Genomic DNA, 18,221 nt, shown 5'->3' on the forward strand with positions numbered 1-18,221 from the left:
TACAGTGTCCAAGCGCATCGAAGTCAACGACCTCAACGTCTACTACGGCAGCTTCCGCGCGGTGGAGGGCGTCTCGCTCACCATCGAGCCCCGCACCGTGACCGCGTTCATCGGCCCGTCCGGCTGCGGCAAGTCCACCTTCCTCCGCACGCTCAACCGCATGCACGAGGTCATCCCGGGCGCGTACGTCGAGGGCGAGGTGCTGATCGACGGCAACAACCTCTACGGCACGGGCGTCGACCCGGTGCTCGTGCGCCGCCAGGTGGGCATGGTCTTCCAGCGGCCGAACCCGTTCCCGACCATGAGCATCCGCGACAACGTACTCGCCGGCGTGAAGCTCAACAACCGCCGCATGTCGAAGAGCGAGGCCGACGACCTGGTGGAGAAGTCGCTGCAGGGCGCGAACCTGTGGAACGAGGTCAAGGACCGTCTCAACCTGCCCGGCTCGGGCCTCTCCGGCGGCCAGCAGCAGCGTCTCTGCATCGCGCGCGCCATCGCCGTCTCCCCCGACGTTCTGCTGATGGACGAGCCGTGCTCCGCCCTCGACCCGATCTCGACCCTCGCGATCGAGGACCTCATCGAGGAGCTCAAGAACGACTACACGATCGTCATCGTGACCCACAACATGCAGCAGGCGTCGCGCGTCTCGGACCGCACCGCGTTCTTCAACATCGCGGGCACGGGCAAGCCCGGCAAGCTGATCGAGTACAACGACACCAACCAGATCTTCTCGAACCCGACCGTGCAGGCCACCGAGGACTACGTCTCGGGCCGCTTCGGTTGATCGGCGGGCCGCTCATCCGGCCGTCGCGTGAACGAAGAACGTCGCCACCGCAGCTGCGGGGCGACGTTCTTCGTGCGCTGTGTCGTCCGGGACGGCGTCAGGATGCGATGGCGACGATGGGCGCGCTGGTCGGCTTGTCCGATCCCCCGCGGGGCTCGACGGTCACGCCGACGGTATCGCCGGCCGCCATCTTCCCCGTGAGGACCCGCCAGGTGGATCCGGACGACGCCGACTCCATGGTGCCGGCGGGGGTGGCCTGCCCGTCGCGGATGTACCAGAGCTCGTAGGTCTTGCTGTCCGGCAGCTTCGGGAGGTCGTTGGCGACGAGAGCGGAGCGGCCCAGTTCGCCCGACCAGACCAGGGTCGCGGTGCCGCCGCCCTGCACGGGAGCGGTCGCGTGCTGCACATCCGAGGCGGCGTTGATCTGCGCCAGGGCGGACGCCTGCTGCGACTGGTACGAGTTGGATCCGGAGAGGGTCGAGCCGAGGAAGGCGCCGCCCACGAAGAGCAGCACGGCCGCCGCGGCGGCGCCGAGGATCAGGCCGGGACGCTGGAACCAGCGACGGCGGGCGGCGCGCTCGGCGGGGCCGGGACCGGGGGCGACGGGGAGCGCGACGGGCGGCTGCACGGCGTCGGGTGCCACGGCATCCTGAGCAGCCGCATCCTGAGCCACCGCATCCTGCGCGGGCAGCTGCGGCGTCTCCGCCAGCTTCGCGAACAGCGCCGCCTTCAGCTCGGGGCGCGGCTGAACCGGCTCCGCGGCGAGCGCCAGCTGGGCTGCGACGTTCTCGAAGGACTCCGCTTCGCGCTCGTCCTGCGCACCCAGGCGGTAGCCCAGGCGCTCCTCGGCGCGGTCGTCCGCGTCGGTCATGTCGTCACCCCCAGTTCCTGTCGCAGCCGTATCATCGCATCGCGTAGCCGAGTCTTGGCTGTGCCGAGCGGGATCCCGAGTTCGGCGGCCACTTCCGACTGGCTGAGGCCGCCGTAGTAGGCGAGGGTGACCGCGCGGCGCTGCGGCTCGGACAGCTTCGCCATCGCGACCTCCACCCTCTCGTGCTCCACACGCACCTCCACCGTCTCGGCCACCTGATCGTAAGCGGTCGGCAGGTCGCGGATGCCGACGGCCGTGTCGCGGTCGCGCGACGCCTGCGAGGCGCGGATCCGGTCCACGGCGCGCCGGTGGGCCATGGTCATGATCCACGTCTGCGCTCGACCCTTATTCGGATCGAACCGCGCGGCGGATTGCCACGCCTCCAGATAGACCTCCTGCGTGACCTCCTCCGACTGGGCGGCGTCGATGAGCAGCCGGCGGACGAGCCCCAGGACTCTGGATGCCGTGGCGTCGTAGAACTGCGAGAACGCGGCCTGGTCGCCGGTCGCGGTTCGGATCAGGAGGGCGTCGAGGTCGAGCGCAGGGGCGTCGTCCACGTCGTCTCCGCTCTCAACCGCTCTGGTGGATCCAGACAGGCTGCCTCCTGACAGAAAAATGCCGGGCCGCAGAACGCCTCTCGGCGCGAGGCCGCTCGAAGCGGCTAGTTTTGGAGCCCGGGGTTACTGCGGCCCGGCGACATCCAGTGTACAGGAGGGTCCAGCCGCCCCGCCCGGCGTGGCGTTCGCAGCGGGAGAACGCGCACGGGTTGACCTCGTGGGCGCCGCTTCCTCAGTCGAGGGAGTCGGACCGCCAGAGCCGGGCGCAGACCGCCAACTCTTCGGCCGTGCGGGTGAACCGCAGCGCGCGCGTGGTCAGCTCGCTCGCACGCCCCGGGTCGAGCGCGTCGCGATCGTCGGCGACGGATGCGGCCCCCGCCGCGGCCACCCGGCAGAACGCCGCCGCGCGGTCGAGCGCCACGGCGAAGTCGCCCTCGAACAGCCCCCGCAGGATGCGGTCCGCCAGCTCGGTGATCTCGGCCGGGCCCGCCGGCGTCGGCGCGCCCGCGACGACCGGATCGATGGACGTCAGCACCTCGGTGCCCCGCTGGTACAGGTACGCGGTGCCCTCCGCATCCTGCCGGATCAGCAGCCGAAGCAGGTAGATGCGCCACAGCGCCCCGGGGAGGCTCTTGGCGTTCGAGCGCGACCACAACTCGGCGATCGCGTCGATGCCGTGCGCGTCGGTGAAGGCGACCAGCCGGTCCACCACCTCGGGCTCCGGGTTCTCCCGCACGCGGGCGAGCAGCGCGCGGGCGGTCTCGTGGGCGACCCGGCTGATCTGGGCCGGGTCCTCCCCGCCCATGAACGCCTCGAACATGCCGCTCGTGAAGAACGTTGGCTTGTGGAACCGGTCAGGCATCCCCCCATTCTGCCCCCGTGAACCGGACAGCAGAATCCGCGCTAGATTGGAGCCGAGGGCCTGTAGCTCAGTTGGCAGAGCATCGGACTTTTAATCCGCGGGTCGTGGGTTCGAGCCCCACCGGGCCCACCCTCCTTCCGACCTTCGGCCGCGCAGAGCCACGCGCGCCATCGAGTGGTCGCAACATGCCGTTACGCAGCGTGCTGTGACGGCGTGTTGCGACCATTGGATGCGCGCTACGCGACACCGGTCACCCGCGACCGTTCCAGGAGGTAGCCGACGGCGACCGCGCCGGCGACGGACAGCATGAGGGGGACGAGCAGGTCCGGGCCCTGGTTGGCGAACTCCAGGGTGAGGAGCAGTGCCGTGATGGGGGCGCGCATGGTGACGGCGAGGAAGGCGGCCGCGCCGATGAGGGCGAAGGCGGGGAGCTCGGCGCCCGGCCAGAGGAGGTTCCACGCGGCGCCGCCGGCGAGGCCGAGGCCGGCGCCGATCGCGAGCGACGGGGTGAGGGTGCCGCCGGCGGCTCCGGCGCCGATGGTGCCGAGGGTCGCGGCCGCCTTCACGGCGGTCGTGAGCAGGATGAGGAGCACCGGCAGCGACGCGGCGAACGCCAGCTGACCGAGGGCGCGGCCGTTGCCGAGGATCGCGGGCAGCCAGAGGGAGGCGATGCCCACGGCGACGAAGGTCAGCGGCATCACGATGAGGATGCCCCACGACCTCGGCCGGTGGTTCTGCGCGAAGCGCGCTACCCGCACGAAGCCGACCGCCGCGCATCCGATCAGCGGACCGGCGAGCACCGACCACACCACGATCGTGGGGCTGAGATGCAGCGCGGGGAGCACGTACAGCGGGTTGGCCGGCACCACGACGCGGGCGACGAGCGCCGCGATGGCGGAGGCGGCGAACGCGGGCAGCACGGTGGCGAAGCTGATCTCGGCGAGCAGGATCTCGACGGCGAAGACGGCGCCGCCGAACGGGACGTTGTAGACCGCGGCGAGGCCCGCACCGGCCCCGGAGGCGACCAGGATGCGCCCCTCGCGCGCCGAGACGCCCGCCCGCTCGGCCAGCCAGCCGGCCCAGAGCGCTCCGATCTCCCTCGGCGCTACCTCCCGGCCGATGGATGCGCCCAGCCCCACGATGACCACCTGCAGTCCGGCGTTGGCGAGCGTGACGAACGGCGGCATCCTGCGCCCGTTCACCGCCTGCTCCACCGAGACGACGGCATGGCGTGGAGCGCGCCGGCCCCAGCCGCGCAGCAGCCACCAGCCGACCGCACCGACGACGCCGGCGACGGCCAGCGCGATCACCCGGCTGGCGGGAGGCGCGTTCAGCAGGCCCTCGTAGAAGTCGCCCTCCGAGTAGCCGAAGGCCAGGTGCTGCAGGGTGTGCAGTCCTAGGTAGACGAGGCCGCCGCCGATGCCCGCCCCGACACCGACGAGAGCGGTCACCACCACGAGGCGTACGACCCACCGCGGAGAGGAGGGTGCGGTGCGCGGACGGACGGAAGGCACGGGGCCAGAGTATCGGGCGCGCGCACGGCGGGAGGCGGTGATCAGAGCCACGGCGAATCGTGCAACGAACTGTTCACCCTCCGTCGCTACGGTGGTGCCGTGGTGCCCTCTCTCCGCGAGACGTCCGAGCAGGATGCGCAGCCGGCCGCGTCACGATCCCGGCCGTCGCGCGTCCCTTTCGGTGAGATGTCGACACGCCGCCGCACGACCCGCGCCCTCTGGCCGCCGCTCACCGCGTTCGCGGTGGGATGCGGCCTCGCCGTGCTGCTGCTCGCCGGCGCCCTGCGCACCGAGTTCCCGCTGTTCTCCGAGGCGTCGGCCGAGCGCGGCCGGGACTGCGCGGCGATCGCCAGCGCACGGCACGCGCTGGACGCCACGCTGCAGGCGCGCCTGCCGTTGCGGAAGCCGGATGCCGAGACGGCCCGCGCGGTCCGCTCGGCCGTCGCGGCGTTCGACGCACGCACTCAGGACATCGCCACGCCCGCCGTCGACGCGGCGCTCGGGCCGGTCCGCGGTGAGCTCAGCTCGCTCGCGGACACCGTGCAGCTCTCGGCGACGGCTCCCGCCGCGATGGGCAGCGGGGCGGTCGACGATGCGCTGGCGCGCGTCTCGGAGTCCTGGAAGGGCGCGCTCGCGCGCGTCTGCTCCTGACCCCGCGGCCAGCCGGCGATCCGCCGGCCGGCGGGGCGTCAGCCCCCGACGAGCGCCCCCACCTGCAGCAGCGAGATCGAGTCCGAGGTGCACGCGGTCGCGGCGTACGTGATGAACAGGGACGCGGTCGACCCGGGCGGGTACACGCGGAATCCGTCGGCCGGCTTCGGCGAGCAGTCGGACTCCGGATAGTTGAGAGCCTGGGTGATCCGCAGCGGCGCCTGGGCGGTGCCGCCGGGCTGCAGCACGACGGTGGGATGCGGGGTGCTGCGGTCGAACTCCGCCGCCTTGCCGAGCTGGGTGCCGTTTCCGTCGCCCACGAACGACACGCCCGGCCAGCCCTGCAGCGAGCACTCGGCGCTCCCGTTGTTGGTGAGCACGACGGTGACCTCGACGCTTCCGGCCGCTCCACCGCCTCCCTTGCCGATCGTCCCGGTCAGGTTCGCGGTGTCGCACTGGCCCTGGATGGGGACGGCCGTGGTGGTCGAGGTCGGGCGCGGCGACGTCGAGGGGGTACCGGATGCGGAGGCCGAAGCCGACCCGCCGCCGGTCGTGGGCGCGGCGTTCGGCGTGGCGCAGCCGGTCACGGCGAAGGCGAGAGCGAGGGCGGCACCGGCGAGAGCGGTGACGCGGATGGTCGGATTCCCGGTCATGCGCCCATCCCACCACGGATCTGGCCGACGCGCCCGGCGGACCCGCCGAACCGCCCCCGAGATCGGAGCGCCCCGCCCGCCGTCGGAGGGGCCTGGCAGGATGGACGCATGACGGCGCTCGGCTCCTGGCTCGCACGGTGGTGGACGATCGGGGTGCCGGTCATCGGCGTGATCGTGCTCATCGCGTTCTGGTCGGTCCAACTGAACTCCGCCGCCGTCGCCGTGATCGCGGTCGTCCTGGCCGGGACGGTGCTCGCGGCCGTCCAGCACGCCGAGGTGGTGGCCCACCGGGTGGGCGAACCGTTCGGGTCGCTGGTGCTGGCGGTGGCCGTGACCATCATCGAGGTCGCGCTGATCGTCACGCTGATGACCACCGGCAAGGACTCGCCGGAGCTCGCCCGCGACACGGTGTTCTCGGCGGTCATGATCACGATGAACGGCATCGTCGGACTCTCCCTGCTGCTGAGCGCGTCCCGCCGCGAGTCGACGGCGTTCAACGCGCAGGGCAGCGGTGCGGCGCTCGCCACCGTGACGGCGCTGGCCACGCTGACCCTGGTGCTGCCGAGCTTCACGTCGACGCCGGGCCCCGTGTTCTCGGGCCCGCAACTGGTGTTCGCGGCCATCGCCTCCCTCGCGCTGTACGGGATGTTCGTCTTCACCCAGACCGTCGCGCACCGCGACTTCTTCCTGCCCGTCGGCAGCAAGGGCCAGCCGCTGACGGACGACGACCACGCCGAGGCGCCGTCGAACCGCACCGCCTGGATCAGCGTCGGCCTGCTGCTCGTCTCCCTGGTCGCGGTGGTCGGGCTGGCGAAACTGGAGTCGACGCCGATCGAGCGGGCCGTGACCGCGATCGGCCTGCCGCAGTCGTTCGTCGGCGTCGTGATCGCCCTGCTCGTGCTGCTGCCGGAGGGGATCGCGGCGTCGAAGGCGGCGAACCGGAACCGGACGCAGACCAGCCTCAACCTCGCCCTCGGCTCGGCGATGGCGAGCATCGGCCTCACCATCCCGGCGATCGCGGTCGCGTCGATCTGGCTGCCGGGCGCGCTGCACCTGGGGCTCGGCGCGAGTCAGATCGTGCTGCTGGTGCTGACGGTGCTGGTCAGCATCCTGACGATCGTGCAGGGACGGGCGGTGCGGCTGCAGGGCGGCATCCACCTAGTGCTGTTCGCGGCGTTCATCTTCCTGTCGATCGCGCCGTAGGGCCGGCGGGCGCCGCCGCAGCGGGCGCGGTCGCCGCGTCGAACAGCAGGGCGGCGGCCTGCAGGGCGGCGTCGGGCGTGCCCCCGCGCATGGCGGCACTGGCCGACGCCCCGTCGAAGAGCAGCGTCAACTGCTCGCCGAGGAGGTGCGGGTCGCGCGCCCCGCCGGCGGCTGCCTGGCGCTCGAAGTAGGCGGTCAGCTCCTCCTTGAAACGGCGGGCGACGATGGCTGCCGGATGCTCGCGGTCGCGCAGCTCGGTGGCCACGTTGACGAAGGGGCAGCCGAAGAAGTCGGCCGCGCGCGCCGCCTCATGCAGCGCCTCGAAGACGTGCAGCACCCGCTCGCGGGGCGTTCCCTCGTCGTCGGCGGCGAAGTACTCGGCGACCACCTGCGGGCCGTACTCCTGCAGCATCCCCGCGACGATCGCATCCTTGCCGTCGAAGTGCTGGTAGATCGAGCGTTTCGAGACCTCCGCCTCCTGCGCGAGCCGGTCGACGCCCACGGCGTTGACGCCCTCGCGGACGAACAGCCGGGCGGCGGCGGCGAGGACGCGGTCGCGCGGCTTTGGCTTGCTCGTCACGGTGGTCATGCGTCGATTCTAGAGTCGGGGTTGCAAAAAGTAAACCGATCTGTGTACATTGATGCTGCCGTCGATACACCGATCGGTTTACTTTTCCCGGAAGGACTCCCCCATGACCGACATCACCGGAAGCGTCGCCCTCGTCACCGGCGCCAACCGCGGGCTCGGCGCCGCCTTCGTCGCCGCCCTGCTCGACCGCGGCGCCAGCAAGGTCTACGCCGCCGCCCGCCGCCCCGAGACGGTCGTCGTCGACGACCCGCGCGTCGTGCCGCTCGAGCTCGACGTGACGGACGCGGACAGCATCCAGCGCGCCGCCGCCACGGCCTCCGACGTGACCGTGCTCGTCAACAACGCCGGCATCGCGCTCGGCCAGTCGCTCGTCACCGGCGACCTCGTCGAGATCCGCCGCGAGTTCGACACCAACTTCTGGGGACCGGTGAACATCGTCCGCGCGTTCGCACCGGTTCTCGAGGCGAACGGCGGCGGCGCGATCGTCAACATGCACTCGGCTCTGAGCTGGTTCGCGATCGACTCGTACAGCGCGACGAAGGCGGCGCTGTGGTCCGCCAGCAACTCGGCCCGCCTGGAGCTGGCGCCCGCGGGCATCCAGGTGGTCGGCGTCCACGTCGGCTACGTCGACACCGAGATGGCCGCCGCCGCCACCGGCGACAAGGTGCCGCCGCGCCAGGTCGCCGACGAGGCGCTCGACGCCGTCGCGAACGGCGCCGCGGAGGCGATCGTCGGCGACACCGCGCGGAACGTCAAGGCGCGGCTGCACGACGACATCCGCGTGCTCTACCCCCAGCTGGCCAGGTAGGCCTCCCCGCCGAAACCCTCCGGACGGATGCCCCAGCTCACGGTCCAGGTCTCGCCCGGCTCCAGCCAGTGCAGACCCCGGCCCGAGTTGAGGGCGTTCGCCGGGGCGGTCATCGGCTCGATCGCGAGCGCGACTCCCCCGGGCTTGGTCGCGAACCTCCGGTGCGTGAACACCTGCACGTACCGGAACGCCTCGTCGCCCCACAGCACCACGCGGCGGCCGTCATCGGCCGAGAGGGTGTGCTGCACGGGGCCGTCGGGCAGGTCCGCGAATCCGGTGTCGAGGTCGAGTTCGCTCACGCGACGGCCGGAGGACAGGTCGTAGGGCGTCCCGGCGACCGGTGTCTCGCCGGTGACGTTGCTGCGGTCGTCGGTCTCGAAACGGGTGCGCGCGGCCACGGTGACGGTCAGCTGCTCAGGCGGCACGTCGGCGATGCGGAGGTACGGATGCGCGCCCACCGCGACGGGCGCGGCCGTCTCTCCCGCGTTGGCGACCGTGTGCGTGACCTGGAGCCCGTCGGTGAGCAGCTCGTGCGTGACGGCCGTCTCGAGCAGGAACGGGTATCCCGGCTCGGGGAAGACGGTCGCGGCCTGCGTGACGGTCGAGTCCGTGCGATCCACCAGCTCGTACGGGCGGCGGCGCAGCAGCCCGTGGATGGCGTTCCGCTTGGCGGGCTCGGTGAGGTCGAGCTGCCTCGCCTCGCCGTCGTACTCCCAACGTCCGTCGGCGACGCGGTTGGGCCAGGGAACGAGAACGATGCCGCACGCGGACGGCGGCTGCTCCCCGGCCGGGTACGGCTCGGTCAGGTCGGACTCCGCGAAGCGCAGCGACCGGATGCCGGCCCCCACCTGCACGATGGTGGCGCTCAGGTCGCCGAAATCGAGTTCGTACTGTTCACCGGTCGCGGGTCGCATGGCAACAGGGTAGGCCTCAGGCCACGATCACCGGGAGTCCCGCATCCCGCAGCGCCCGCACCTCGTCGGCGGGAGCGGACGCGCCCGTGATCAGCTCGGCCACTTCATCCACCGCGGCGATGCGGCCCAGGTGCGTTCGGCCGATCTTCGTGCCGTCGGCGACGACCACGGCCCGCTCCGCGGTGCGCACCATGACGCGCTTGAGGTCTGCCTCGGGGAGGTTGACGTTGGTGATGCCGCCGGCGGGATGCACACCGGTGCATCCGATGAAGGCGATGTCGGCGTGGACGCGTTCGAGCAGCACCGCCGCGAGCGGCTCGACGAGCGAGTGCTGCAGCGGGCGCAGCGTGCCGCCGGTCACCACGACGTCGAAGCGCGGGATGGCGCGCTCGAGTTCCAGCGCGATGGTGAGGCCGTTGGTGATCACCGTGACGCCCTCCAGGTCGTCGCGCTCGACGAGGGCGCGGGCGATCGCGGCGGTGGTGGTGCCGACGTCGAGCAGGACGCTGCTGCCGGGGGCGACCATCGCGGCCGCCGCCTGGGCGATGCGGTGCTTCTCGTCGGCCGACGACTCCAGCGCCTCCTCGAAGCTGGGCTCGCGGGTGCCCGCGGTGCGCAGCACGGCTCCCCCGTGGACGCGGCGGATGCTCTGCTCGCGGTCGAGTGCATCCAGGTCGCTGCGGACGGTGACATCGGAGACCTGGAACGCCTCACTGAGGTCCGAGACGCGGGCGAACCCGGCGCGGCCGATGAGGTCGAGCATGCGTTCGCGGCGGAGCGCGGCGGGCAGCGGTTCGCTCATACGCCCATGCTCCGGCGCTTGCGGAATCTTGTCAATACGAAAGTGAACGCCTATCCTTGCTTTCGGAAACGAAAGGATGGCCTTGGCTGCGATCACGAAGCGTCCCACCCGTCTCTCCGACGGCCGCGACCTCATATACTACGACGACGCCGACACGACGTTGAGCCCGGAACGGAAGCCGGACCTCCGTGAGGCCGCGCCGCGTCCTGCCACCGCCACCATGCGCCAGGATCCGCTGACGGGCGAGTGGGTCTCCATCGCCGCAGCCCGGCAGAACCGTGTCATGCTGCCGCCGGCGGAGCTCGACCCGCTGGCCCCGGCCACCCCGTCGAACCCCTCCGAGATCCCCGACCTGTACGACGTCGCCGTGTTCGAGAACAAGTCGCCGTCGTTCGGCCCGCTGCTCGAGGACGGCAACGCGCCAGAGGGTGTCGCGGATCTCGCGGAGATCGGCCTCGGCCGCACGCGCACGTCCGTCGGCCGATGCGAGGTCGTCTGCTTCAGCCCGGCGACCACCGGCGCCTTCGGCAGCCTGACGCCGTCGCGTGCCCGGACGGTCATCGAGGCGTGGGCCGACCGGACCACGCAGCTGTCGGCTCTCCCCGGCGTCCGCCAGGTGTTCCCGTTCGAGAACCGCGGCGAGGCCATCGGGGTGACGCTGCACCACCCGCACGGCCAGATCTACGCCTACCCGTACATCACGCCGCGGACGGCCTTGCTCATCCGCTCGCTCGACGCCTACGGGCCGACGCTGTTCGCAGACATCCTGGAGCGCGAGCGCGCGTCCGAGCGGGTCATCCTCGCCGGCGAGCACTGGACGGCGTTCGTGCCGTTCGCGGCCAGATGGCCGATCGAGATCCACGTGCTCCCGCACCGGCACGTCGCCGACCTCGCCGAGACGAACGCCGCCGAGCGCGACGAGCTCGCCACCCTCTACCTGCGCGTGCTGCGCGGTGTGGATGCGCTCTACGACTCCCCCACCCCGTACATCGCGGCGTGGCACCAGGCGCCCGTCGGCGTCCGCCGTGACGAGATCCGGCTCATGCTGCAGCTGACGTCGCCCCGGCGCGGCGCGGATAAGCTGAAGTTCCTGGCCGGCTCCGAGGCCGCCATGGGCGCCTGGATCGGCGACGTCCCGCCCGAGCAGGCGGCCGCCGCGCTCCGCGAGGCCGTCGCGCGGGCCGACCGCGAGAACCCGGTCGGCGCGCTGCCGGTCTCGGTCACCGAGCTGGTGACCGCGCCCGGGCCCGCATCCACTACCTCATCCACCACCGACCGAGAGGCTGACCGATGACCGACCTGCGCACCGGCGTCCGCGACGACTTCGCCGAGGTGTTCGGCCGCGAGCCCGACGGCGTCTGGTCCGCCCCCGGGCGCGTCAACCTCATCGGCGAGCACACCGACTACAACCTCGGCTTCGTGCTCCCCTCGCCATCAACCGCCGCACGGTGGCCGCCGTCTGCGTCCGCGACGACCGCGTCCTCCGCGTCGGCAGCACCTTCGCCGACGAGCTCGTGGAGGTGTCTCTCGACGACCTGAGGTCGCAGGCGCTGAGCGGCTGGGCGGCTTACCCGCTCGGCGTCGCGTGGGCGCTGGGCGAGTTCGGCGCCGACCTCGCGGCTGTGCCCGGGGTCGATATCCTCATCGACTCGAACGTTCCGGTCGGTGCGGGGCTGTCCTCCTCCGCCGCCATCGAGAGCGCCGTCGCGGTCGCTCTGAACGAGATCTGGCGGCTCGGGCTCGACCGGCGGACGCTCGCCCGCGTCGGCCAGCGCGCCGAGAACGTCGCCGTCGGCGCTCCCACCGGCATCATGGACCAGTCCGCATCGCTGCTCGGCGAGCGCGACGCGGCGGTGTTCCTCGACTGCCGCTCCCTCGACTCGCAGATCGTGCCGCTCGGACTCGAGGATGCGGGGCTCGAGATCCTCATCATCGACACGGGTGTCGCGCACGACCACGCGACCGGCGGATACGCCGACCGCCGCGCCTCCTGCGAGAAGGGTGCGCGCATCCTCGGCGTCGAAGCGCTGCGGGATGTGTCGGTCGCCGATCTGGACCGGGCCCGCGAGCTGCTCGACGACGTGACCTTTCGGCGGGTCCGCCACATCGTGACGGAGGACCAGCGCGTGCTCGACACCGTGCGGACCCTGCGCGAGCAGGGGCCGGCCGCCATCGGGCCGCTGCTCGACGCCTCCCACGTGTCCATGCGCGACGACTTCGAGATCTCGGTGCCCGAGCTCGACCTCGCCGTCGAGACCGCGCAGGCGAACGGCGCGATCGGCGCGCGGATGACCGGCGGCGGCTTCGGCGGCTCGGCGATCGCCCTGGTGCCGACCGACGCGGTCAGCCGCGTGCTCGTCGCCCTCGACGGTGCGTTCGCCGAGCACGGCTTCGGGGCGCCGGACCTCTTCACGGTGCGCGCCTCCGAGGGTGCGACCCGCGAGAGCTGAGGCCGTTCACCTGCGCTTCACCCGGCGGCAGGATGATGGACGGATGACGGAATCGCGTGCCGCCCGGCCGGAGGTGACCTGGCTCGACCCGGACACCGTCCAGCTGCGGCAGCCGAAGGCGTCGCACTGGGAGGCTCCGTTCCTGTACCTGCTGTTCGGGCGGGAGCGGGCGCTGCTCATCGACACCGGGGCGACCGCCGACGAGGCCGTCTTCCCGCTGCGCGCCACCGTCGAGCGGCTCATCGCCGACTGGCTCCGGCGCAACCCCGTGGTCTTCGTGCGGCCCTACCCTCTCGTGGTCGCGCACTCGCACGCGCACGGCGACCACATCGCGGGCGACGGGCTGCTGCGCGACCGGCCGGGGACCACCATCGTGGGGCCGAGCCCCGCGGAGGTCATCGGCTTCTTCGGCTTCCGTGCCTGGCCGGAGGACGCGGTCGCGTTCGACCTGGGGCGCCGGGTGGTGGATGTGATCGGCGGCCCGGGCCACGAGCCGTCGGCCGTCGTGTTCTTCGACCGCCGCACAGGCATCCTGTTCACCGGGGACACGGTCCTGCCCGCGCGGCTGTACGTGCGCGATCCGGCGCAGTTCCGCGCGACGATCGAGCGCCTCATCCGGTTCCGGGACGACCCGCCGGCGCCGGTCCGCGAGCTGCGCGGCGCGCACATCGAGATGTCGACCGCTCCCGGCGTCGACTACCCGGCCGGGACGGTCGACCAGCCGGACGAGGCCGAGCTCGCGCTGCGCCCGCGCATCCTCGACCGCGTGCTGTCCGCGCTCGACGAGCTGACGGGAACCCCGGGCGAGCGGGTCGTGCGCCGCCGCTTCGTCGTGGTGCTCGACGTCTGAGGCGTCGGCGGCCGAACACCGATCGCCGAGTGGTGACATCTGCACGCCATTCGGCCCGGATTGGCGCATCCACTCACCACTCGATCCCAACGTGAGGCGGGCGGTGGGGAGGCGGGCGGCGGGTCAGGGCTCGACGGGACCCGGCTCGCCGCCGGTGAGACGGACCAGCTCGTCGAACGTGGTCGGGAAGACCGTGTGCGCGTGGCCCGCGGCAGCCCAGACCTCGGGGTAGCCGGCGAGCGCCATATCCACCACCGTGCGGAGTGGGGCGGGATGCCCGACCGGGGCGACGCCGCCGATCGTCTGGCCCGTGGCCGCTTTGACGGTCTCCGCGTCCGCACGGCGGATGCGGCCGCCGAGGCGCGCGCCGAGGAACGCCGTGTCGACGCGATGCGCGCCCGAGGTCATGACCAGCAGCGGCTCGCCGTCGAGGGTGAACACCAGCGAGTTGGCGATCGCTCCGACCTCGACCCCGAGCTCCGCGGCGGCGGCGACGGCGGTCGGCGTCGCGGTCTCGAACCAGCGGACGCGCGGCTCGACACCCGCCGCCAGCAGCGCCGCCTCGACGCGCTCGACGGCCGGATGCGTCCGGTCGCCGGTGTCGGTCACGCCGGCTCCCGCTCCGCCGACTCCACCACGTTCTGCAGCAGCAGGGCGCGCGTCATCGGTCCGACCCCGCCGGGGTTGGGCGAGATCCAGGCGGCGACCTCCGCCACCTCCGGCGCCACATCGCCCGCGACCACGCTCTTGCCGGTCACCGGGTCCTCGACGCGGCTCACGCCCACGTCCAGCACGACGGCGCCGGGCTTCACGTTGTCGGCCGTGACCAGGCCAGCGACCCCGGCGGCCGCGACGATGATGTCGGCGCGGCGCAGGTGCGCGTCCAGGTCGCGGGTGCCGGTGTGCGTCAGCGTCACCGTGGCGTTGTACTCGCGGCGGGTGAGCAGCGCGCCGATGGAGCGGCCGACGGTCACGCCGCGGCCGACGACCACCACATCCTTGCCCTGGATGTCGATGCCGTGACGCAGCATCAGCTCGATCACGCCGCGCGGCGTGCAGGGCAGCGGCGATGTGATCGGACGGTTCACGTTGAGCACGAGGCGGCCGAGGTTCGTCGGGTGCAGGCCGTCCGCATCCTTCGCCGGGTCGACCAGCTCGAGGATGGCGTCCGTGTCCAGGTGGCCGGGCAGCGGCAGCTGCACGATGAAGCCGGTGCAGTCGGGGTCGGCGTTGAGCTCCTCGACGACGGCCTCGAGCTCCGTCTGCGAGATGTCCGCGGGGAGGTCACGGCGGATGGAGGCGATGCCCACCTCTGCGCAGTCGCGGTGCTTGCCGGCGACGTACCACTGCGAGCCCGGGTCGTCGCCGACGAGGATCGTGCCGAGCCCCGGCACGACGCCCTTCTCGCGCAGCGCGCTCACGCGCTCCTTCAGCTCCGCCTTGATCTCGGCCGCCGTCGCCTTGCCGTCCAGAATCCGTGCCGTCACGTTGTCTCCCAACACGTTGCGAAACCAAGAGTTCCTGAGTTCTTCGGGTCGAACAGCGCGGAAAGCCCGAAAAACTCAGGAACTGATGGCGAGGGGGTCGGGTCAGATCGAGGAGGGGAGCTCGACCGGGAAGCCCTCCTGGCCGGAGGGGGTCAGGCCGGGGTAGAGCGGGAAGGCGGCGGTGAGGGCGTCCACGCGGGCGCGCAGCGCCTTGGTGTCCGCGCCAGGACGGAGCGCCAGCGCGATGATGTCGGCCACCTCGGTGAACTCGGTGTCGCCGAAGCCGCGGGTCGCGAGCGCGGGCGTTCCGATGCGGAGGCCCGAGGTCACCATCGGGGGACGCGGGTCGAACGGCACGGCGTTGCGGTTCACCGTGATGCCGACCTCGTGCAGCACGTCCTCGGCCTGCTGGCCGTCGAGCTCCGAGGTGCGGAGGTCGGCGAGCACCAGGTGCACGTCGGTACCGCCGGTCAGCACATCCACACCGGCCGCGCGGGAGTCCTCCGCCGTCAGCCGGGACGCGAGGAGCTGGGCGCCGCGGATGGTGCGGGCCTGGCGGTCCTTGAACTCCTCCGTCGCCGCGAGCTTGAACGCGGTCGCCTTGGCGGCGATCACGTGCATCAGCGGGCCGCCCTGCTGGCCGGGGAAGACGTTCGAGTTGAGCTTCTTGGCGAGCTCCATGTCGCGGGCGACGATGAAGCCCGAGCGGGGTCCGCCGATGGTCTTGTGGACGGTCGAGCTGACGACGTCGGCGTGCGGCACCGGCGACGGGTGGAGACCCGCGGCGACCAGCCCGGCGAAGTGCGCCATGTCGACCCACAGCTTGGCGCCGACCTCGTCCGCGATCTCGCGGAAGGCGGCGAAGTCGAGCTGACGCGGGTACGCCGACCAGCCGGCGATGATGACCTGCGGCTTGTGCTCGAGCGCCTTGTCGCGCACGACGTTCATGTCGACGAGGAACGTCTCCGGGTCGACGCCGTACGAGACGGCGTTGTAGAGCTTGCCCGAGAAGTTGAGCTTCATGCCGTGGGTCAGGTGACCGCCGTGGGCGAGCTCCAGGCCCAGGATGGTGTCGCCGGGCGTCGCGATCGCCGACAGCACCGCGGCGTTGGCCGAGGCACCGGAGTGCGGCTGGACGTTGGCGTACTCGGCGCCGAACAGCGCCTTCGCCCGGTCGATGGCCAGCTGCTCGGCGATGTCGACGTACTCGCAGCCGCCGTAGTAGCGGCGCCCGGGGTAGCCCTCGGCGTACTTGTTGGTGAGCACCGAGCCGACGGACTCCAGCACCGCGCGCGGCACGAAGTTCTCGGAGGCGATCATCTCGAGGTAGTCGCGCTGGCGACCGAGCTCGAGCTGCAGCACCTCGGCGATCTCCGGGTCGACCTCGGAGAGAGGCGCTGTGAACGTGGAGGGCAACGTGTCGGTCAAAACCAACTCCTTCGTACGGGGATGGACCATCTGCGTATCGACCCAGGCGCGCGGCCGAATCCACCCGTGTTCAAGGAGGTTGCGTGTCGCTCCCCGATGGTGACCATCTGAGCGCCAGTTGCGACGAGGGCAAGCATAGCAAAGGGCCGGGGAGCCCGAACCCTTGCCCATGAGTTGTGAGCCCTGCAATACTCGCTGTGGCCGGCCAGCGGGGGTGGCGGTGCCGGCCGTGCCGCACTCCCCCGAGCCTCCAGGAGACCACCGTGGTCGTGCCCCGCCCTGTCCGTACCGCGCATGTCGAGGCTTCGCCGTTCGTGCTGGGCGCCTCCGCACGCATCAGCGTCGCCGGCGCAGGGGCGGATGCGGTGGCCCGTCTGCTGCGAGCAGAACTGGCCTCCGACTGCTCCCGCGAGCTCGTCATCGTCGACGAGCCGCCCGCGTTCGGCGACATCGCGATCGTGGTCGCGCCGGGCGAAGGCCCGCATGAGGACGGGTCGGACAGCGCCGAGGGGTACACGCTGGAGGTCGCGCCCGAGGGCGTCCGGATCGGCGCCGCGACCCCGGCCGGCGCGTTCCGGGGCGTGCAGACCCTGCGTCAGCTGATCCCCGCGTGCGACGGGGACCTGCTCGCCATCGACGCGGTGCGCATCCACGATCACCCGCGCTACGCCTACCGCGGAGCGATGCTGGATGTGGCCCGCCACTTCTTCACGCCGGCGGAGGTGAAGCGCTTCATCGACGCGATCGTCCTGCTCAAGGTCAACCACCTCCACCTGCACCTGACCGACGACCAGGGGTGGCGCATCCACATCGAGTCGTGGCCGGAGCTCACCCGGATCGGCGGATCGACCGGCAGCGACGGCAGCACGGGCGGCTTCTATACGCAGGCGGAGTTCCGCGACATCGTCGCGTACGCCGCCGAGCGGTACGTCACCGTGGTGCCCGAGATCGACATGCCGGGGCACACGAGCGCGGCGCTCGCGTCGTACCCCGAGCTGAATCCGGGCGGTGTCGCTCCCGCGCTCTACACCGGGTCGGAGGTCGGGTTCAGCACGCTGCGCAGCCGGGACGCGACGACGCAGCGGTTCGTGCGCGACGTCATCCGCGAGGTCGCGGCGCTCACGCCGGGGCCGTACCTGCACCTCGGCGGCGACGAAGCGCTGAGCACCACGGAGGCCGACTTCACGGACTTCGTCGTGGATGCGGCCCGCATCGTCGCCGAGAACGGCAAGGCGCCGGTCGGCTGGCACGAGCTGGCCCGGGCCGGGGGCTTCCCGCCGGAACGATCGGCCAGTACTGGGACTTCACCACCCCGCGCGGCCGCTCCGCCGAACTGGCCCTCGCCTTCGTGCGCGGCGGCGGGGCGCTCATCCTGTCGCCCTCGGACGTCGCCTACCTCGACATCGTCTACGCCGACGGCGACCCGATCGGCCAGGACTGGACCGGCCGCCCGACCACGCTGCGCGACGCGCTGGTGTGGGATCCGGCGCGGATCGTCCCGGGCGTCGGCGACGCGCACATCCTGGGCGTCGAGGCCCCGCTGTGGACGGAGACCGTCTCCTCCATCGAGGAGGTGGAGCGGATGGTGTTCCCCCGCCTCGCCGCGATCGCCGAGGTCGGCTGGTCCCCTGCGCCGGCCGACACGGAGGAGGTGGAGTCGGCACGGGACTTCGACGACTTCGCCCACCGCGTGGCGGAGCTCGCCCAGCACTGGGATGCGGCGGGAACGCAGTACCGGCGCGTGCCGGAGGTGCCCTGGGCGGTGCGCGCCGGCCGCTAGCGACCCGCTGGCGGCGCT

18 protein-coding genes, 1 tRNA gene, 2 pseudogenes and 1 riboswitch are annotated in these 18,221 nt (G+C 72.0%); of the genes and pseudogenes, 10 read left to right on the top strand and 11 right to left on the bottom strand.

What is annotated here, in order from left to right; genetic code table 11:
• Window positions 1-4: 4 nt before the first annotated feature.
• Complete coding sequence (gene pstB, locus ACQ86M_RS10300) at window positions 5-784, top strand: phosphate ABC transporter ATP-binding protein PstB (RefSeq protein WP_431218612.1); 780 nt, start codon at window positions 5-7, stop codon at window positions 782-784.
• A gap of 97 nt (window positions 785-881) precedes the next feature.
• On the opposite strand, the gene ACQ86M_RS10305 is transcribed toward pstB, so the two are convergent.
• From ACQ86M_RS10305 to ACQ86M_RS10315, 3 genes are all read right to left on the bottom strand, one after another.
• On the bottom strand, window positions 882-1,655 hold the full coding sequence (locus tag ACQ86M_RS10305) for an anti-sigma factor domain-containing protein (RefSeq protein WP_431245373.1): 774 nt from the start codon (window positions 1,653-1,655) through the stop codon (window positions 882-884).
• A complete protein-coding gene (gene sigK, locus ACQ86M_RS10310) occupies window positions 1,652-2,212 on the bottom strand; it encodes an ECF RNA polymerase sigma factor SigK (RefSeq protein WP_431218614.1) in 561 nt (186 codons plus the stop codon). Before sigK ends, ACQ86M_RS10305 begins: the two co-directional genes overlap by 4 nt.
• Before the next feature lie 232 nt (window positions 2,213-2,444).
• The gene (locus tag ACQ86M_RS10315) at window positions 2,445-3,074 is read right to left on the bottom strand and encodes a DNA-directed RNA polymerase subunit beta (RefSeq protein WP_431245374.1); all 630 of its coding nucleotides are present in this window, start codon (window positions 3,072-3,074) and stop codon (window positions 2,445-2,447) included.
• Between the two features lie 56 nt (window positions 3,075-3,130).
• Between ACQ86M_RS10315 and ACQ86M_RS10320 the strand changes: the two genes are divergently transcribed.
• A tRNA-Lys gene (locus ACQ86M_RS10320) sits at window positions 3,131-3,203 on the top strand.
• Window positions 3,204-3,310: 107 nt separating this feature from the next.
• Here ACQ86M_RS10320 and ACQ86M_RS10325 read toward each other — a convergent pair.
• Window positions 3,311-4,588 (bottom strand): chloride channel protein, encoded by a 1,278-nt coding sequence (locus ACQ86M_RS10325; protein ID WP_431245375.1) that lies wholly within the window; start codon window positions 4,586-4,588, stop codon window positions 3,311-3,313.
• A gap of 99 nt (window positions 4,589-4,687) precedes the next feature.
• On the opposite strand from ACQ86M_RS10325, the gene ACQ86M_RS10330 reads away from it, so the two are divergent.
• Window positions 4,688-5,239 carry a transporter gene (locus ACQ86M_RS10330; protein ID WP_431245376.1) on the top strand — a complete coding sequence of 184 codons (552 nt, stop codon included), beginning with the start codon at window positions 4,688-4,690 and terminating at the stop codon, window positions 5,237-5,239.
• Between the two features lie 38 nt (window positions 5,240-5,277).
• Here the strand turns inward: ACQ86M_RS10330 and ACQ86M_RS10335 are convergent, their stop codons facing one another.
• Window positions 5,278-5,892, bottom strand: a complete 615-nt coding sequence (locus ACQ86M_RS10335; RefSeq protein WP_431245377.1) for a DUF4232 domain-containing protein — start codon at window positions 5,890-5,892, stop codon at window positions 5,278-5,280.
• A gap of 108 nt (window positions 5,893-6,000) precedes the next feature.
• Here ACQ86M_RS10335 and ACQ86M_RS10340 point away from each other — a divergent pair, with 108 nt between their 5' ends.
• The gene (locus ACQ86M_RS10340; RefSeq protein ID WP_431245378.1) at window positions 6,001-7,095 is read left to right on the top strand and encodes a calcium:proton antiporter; all 1,095 of its coding nucleotides are present in this window, start codon (window positions 6,001-6,003) and stop codon (window positions 7,093-7,095) included.
• On the opposite strand, the gene ACQ86M_RS10345 is transcribed toward ACQ86M_RS10340, so the two are convergent.
• Window positions 7,070-7,684: a TetR/AcrR family transcriptional regulator gene (locus tag ACQ86M_RS10345; protein ID WP_431245379.1), complete on the bottom strand. Its 615-nt coding sequence runs from the start codon at window positions 7,682-7,684 to the stop codon at window positions 7,070-7,072. The two genes, ACQ86M_RS10340 and ACQ86M_RS10345, sit on opposite strands and share 26 nt — an antisense overlap.
• 103 nt (window positions 7,685-7,787) lie before the next feature.
• On the opposite strand from ACQ86M_RS10345, the gene ACQ86M_RS10350 reads away from it, so the two are divergent.
• Window positions 7,788-8,492, top strand: a complete 705-nt coding sequence (locus ACQ86M_RS10350; protein ID WP_431245380.1) for an SDR family oxidoreductase — start codon at window positions 7,788-7,790, stop codon at window positions 8,490-8,492.
• On the opposite strand, the gene ACQ86M_RS10355 is transcribed toward ACQ86M_RS10350, so the two are convergent.
• Together ACQ86M_RS10355 and ACQ86M_RS10360 are read right to left on the bottom strand one after the other, a co-directional pair.
• Entirely contained in the window at window positions 8,471-9,406 is a 936-nt protein-coding gene (locus tag ACQ86M_RS10355; protein ID WP_431245381.1) for an aldose 1-epimerase family protein, read from the bottom strand. The two genes, ACQ86M_RS10350 and ACQ86M_RS10355, sit on opposite strands and share 22 nt — an antisense overlap.
• 16 nt (window positions 9,407-9,422) lie before the next feature.
• Entirely contained in the window at window positions 9,423-10,208 is a 786-nt protein-coding gene (locus ACQ86M_RS10360; protein ID WP_431245382.1) for a DeoR/GlpR family DNA-binding transcription regulator, read from the bottom strand.
• A gap of 76 nt (window positions 10,209-10,284) precedes the next feature.
• Between ACQ86M_RS10360 and galT the strand changes: the two genes are divergently transcribed.
• The 3 genes and pseudogenes from galT (at window position 10,285) to ACQ86M_RS10375 (ending at window position 13,508) form a co-directional block, all read left to right on the top strand.
• Window positions 10,285-11,502 carry a galactose-1-phosphate uridylyltransferase gene (galT, locus tag ACQ86M_RS10365; RefSeq protein ID WP_431245383.1) on the top strand — a complete coding sequence of 406 codons (1,218 nt, stop codon included), beginning with the start codon at window positions 10,285-10,287 and terminating at the stop codon, window positions 11,500-11,502.
• Window positions 11,499-12,658, top strand: a pseudogene (galK, locus tag ACQ86M_RS10370) (galactokinase). The gene galT and the pseudogene galK overlap by 4 nt, the downstream one beginning before the upstream one ends.
• Window positions 12,659-12,701: 43 nt before the next feature.
• Window positions 12,702-13,508: an MBL fold metallo-hydrolase gene (locus ACQ86M_RS10375; protein ID WP_431245384.1), complete on the top strand. Its 807-nt coding sequence runs from the start codon at window positions 12,702-12,704 to the stop codon at window positions 13,506-13,508.
• 123 nt (window positions 13,509-13,631) lie between these two features.
• Here the strand turns inward: ACQ86M_RS10375 and ACQ86M_RS10380 are convergent, their stop codons facing one another.
• From ACQ86M_RS10380 to glyA, 3 genes are all read right to left on the bottom strand, one after another.
• Window positions 13,632-14,117, bottom strand: coding sequence for a YbaK/EbsC family protein (locus ACQ86M_RS10380; protein ID WP_431245385.1), 486 nt, complete (start codon window positions 14,115-14,117; stop codon window positions 13,632-13,634).
• A complete protein-coding gene (locus ACQ86M_RS10385) occupies window positions 14,114-14,995 on the bottom strand; it encodes a bifunctional methylenetetrahydrofolate dehydrogenase/methenyltetrahydrofolate cyclohydrolase (RefSeq protein WP_431245386.1) in 882 nt (293 codons plus the stop codon). The genes ACQ86M_RS10380 and ACQ86M_RS10385 overlap by 4 nt, the downstream gene beginning before the upstream one ends.
• Before the next feature lie 102 nt (window positions 14,996-15,097).
• Complete coding sequence (glyA, locus tag ACQ86M_RS10390; RefSeq protein ID WP_431218629.1) at window positions 15,098-16,423, bottom strand: serine hydroxymethyltransferase; 1,326 nt, start codon at window positions 16,421-16,423, stop codon at window positions 15,098-15,100.
• 33 nt (window positions 16,424-16,456) lie between these two features.
• Window positions 16,457-16,555, bottom strand: a riboswitch (ZMP/ZTP riboswitch).
• A gap of 182 nt (window positions 16,556-16,737) precedes the next feature.
• Between glyA and ACQ86M_RS10395 the strand changes: the two are divergent.
• Window positions 16,738-17,526: pseudogene (locus ACQ86M_RS10395) on the top strand (family 20 glycosylhydrolase); the annotation flags it as partial.
• 245 nt (window positions 17,527-17,771) lie between these two features.
• Window positions 17,772-18,203, top strand: coding sequence for a family 20 glycosylhydrolase (locus tag ACQ86M_RS10400; protein ID WP_431245387.1), 432 nt, complete (start codon window positions 17,772-17,774; stop codon window positions 18,201-18,203).
• Window positions 18,204-18,221: the final 18 nt, after the last annotated feature.

The organism is Leifsonia xyli subsp. cynodontis (assembly GCF_050632205.1).
GTDB classification, from domain to species: domain Bacteria; phylum Actinomycetota; class Actinomycetes; order Actinomycetales; family Microbacteriaceae; genus Leifsonia; species Leifsonia xyli_D.